The organism is Streptomyces sp. MBT65 (assembly GCF_016612545.1).
GTDB lineage: Bacteria > Actinomycetota > Actinomycetes > Streptomycetales > Streptomycetaceae > Streptomyces.
Window position 1 is genome coordinate 1 of sequence record NZ_JAENRY010000608.1, and the last position, 2,285, is coordinate 2,285.

A 2,285-nucleotide genomic window follows, 5' to 3' on the forward strand; every position below is an offset into this window, starting at 1 on the left:
GTCGTCCGCTCCAGCGAAAACCCCGGTCCGGGTGGACCGGGGTTTTTCATACCCCCTAGACCCAGTTCAGGCCGGTCAGGCGCTCGTACGCCTCGATGTACTTCGCGCGGGTCGCGCCCACGACCTGCTGCGGCAGCGGCGGCGGAGGCCGCTCGCTCTTGCGGTCCCAGCCCGACTCCGGCCCGGTCAGCCAGTCACGCACGAACTGCTTGTCGTACGACGGCTGCGCGCGCCCCGGCTCCCACTCCTCGGCCGGCCAGAACCGGGACGAGTCCGGGGTGAGCACCTCGTCGGCGGCGATCAGCGTCTCGCCCTCGAAGCCGAACTCGAACTTGGTGTCCGCGAGGATGATGCCCCGGTCGCGCGCGATGTCCCGGGCCCGGCCGTAGACGGCGAGGGTCGCCTGGCGCAGCTGCGCGGCGGTCTCGGCGCCGACCTGCCGCGCGACCTCCTCGTACGACACGTTCTCGTCGTGCTCCCCTACGGCGGCCTTGGTGGCCGGGGTGAAGATCGGCGCGGGGAGTTCGCTGCCGTCGACCAGGCCCTCGGGGAGGGCGAGGCCGCAGACCGTGCGGGAGGCGTCGTACTCGACCAGGCCGGACCCGGTGAGGTAGCCGCGGGCCACGCACTCCACCGGGACCATCTGGAGGGACTTGCAGACGAGGGTGCGGCCGGCCCAGTCGGCGGGGGCGCCGGGCGGGAGGTCGGTGCCGAGGACGTGGTTGGGGATCAGGTCCGCGAGCTGGTCGAACCACCAGAGGGAGAGCTGGGTGAGGACGCGGCCCTTGTCGGGGATCTCGGTGGGCAGCACCCAGTCGTACGCGGAGATGCGGTCGCTGGCGACCATCACGAGCTCGCCCGCCTCGTTCTGGTACAGCTCGCGCACCTTGCCGGTGTGGAGGTGCGTCAGGCCCGGAACCTGGAGCGGCTCGGGCTTTTCTACGAATCCGGACACGGGTTCCTCCAGTGGGTCTGTCCAACTGGCTCGATTGTCCCGTATGCGCGGGCGCCTCCGGACGGGGGGTGAGGTGACCTCGCGGGCGGGGGTGGGCCGGCCGCGCAGGTGTGGGTCAGTCGTGCTCGCAGGTGTGGGTCAGTCGTGCTTGCAGATGCGGTCCAGGAGGTTGGCCGTGGCGCGCTGGATACGGGCGTCCACGTGGCCGGGGCGGTCCAGGGCCGGTGACCAGGCGAAGGTGCCGGAGGCGAAGACGAGGGAACCGGACGGCGCCCGGTACAGGGAGGTCTCCTGGTGGCGGAGGGCGCCCTCGCCGTCCGCGTACGGGGAGTGGGCGACCAGGATGCGCTCCTCGTGCGGGGGGAGCTGGGTGCGCGGGAAGTACCGGTCGGCCTCGCCCGCGACCAGGCCCTCGATCGGGTCGCCCTCGCCGGCGCCGGTCGCCTCCCACAGCCAGTGGTCGGCGTTGCGGACGATCAGGGAGTGCGGCTCGGGCACCCGGCCCGCGTACTGGATCCCCACCAACTGCTGCTCGGGGCGGTCGACTTCGCGCCACAGCGCCGGCTTGCCCGGGCCCCGGCGCTTTGCGGCAGGTGAGCAGGCCGGTCGGGGACGCCGGACGGGGAGGGCCCCAACTCCACTTGCCAGTACATGGTGTTGGCAGAGAGGAAGACGAGGGACGTGCCGTGGTCGCGGGCGCGCTCGACGGTACGGCGCATCTGGGTCGACCAGTACTCGTCGTGGCCCGGGAAGACCAACCCCCGGTAGCGGGTGGGGTCGACGCGGCCGGAGTGCAGGTCGCGGGCGTCGGCGTAGGCGAGGTCGTAGCCGTAGCGCTCGGCCCAGCGGATGAAGTCGTAGGCGTGGCCCACGTGGAGGGGCAGGCCCGCGCCCGCGTACGGGCGGTCGAAGGAGACCGTGGTCGCGGCCTCGGACTCGCCGAGCAGTCGGCCGTCGGTGTCCCAGGCGTGGTAGAGGCTCGCGCCGGTGTGGCCGTCCTCCGGGTAGAGGTTGTAGGCCTGCCAGGTGATGTCGGGCAGGAGGAGGAGCAGGTCGGCGGGGTGGTTGTCGCGGACCGTGAAGGGGATGTGGGAGCGGTAGCCGTCGGCGGTGGTGAGGACGGCCACGTAGGCGCCGATGCTCCAGTAGCTCGGGATCTGGAGGCGCCAGGACAGCCACCAGTGGTGGCAGGAGACCGTGCGGTCGGCGGTGAGCGGCGGGGGCTGGACGATGCCCGAGAGGCGGGGGCTGGTGGTGATCTTGGCGGCGCCGTCACCGCCGTAGTGGCCGATGCGGTAGACGTCCACGGCGAACTCCTGGGGCGGGTCGA

At 72.3% G+C, this 2,285-nt stretch carries 1 protein-coding gene and 1 pseudogene; both read right to left on the bottom strand.

Translation table 11 applies throughout. The annotated features are described in order from the left end of the window. Window positions 1-55 precede the first annotated feature (55 nt). Complete coding sequence (locus tag JHN63_RS50935; protein WP_200691919.1) at window positions 56-955, bottom strand: phosphoribosylaminoimidazolesuccinocarboxamide synthase; 900 nt, start codon at window positions 953-955, stop codon at window positions 56-58. A gap of 138 nt (window positions 956-1,093) precedes the next feature. Further along, window positions 1,094-2,285 (bottom strand): annotated as a pseudogene (locus JHN63_RS50940) (N,N-dimethylformamidase beta subunit family domain-containing protein); the annotation flags it as partial.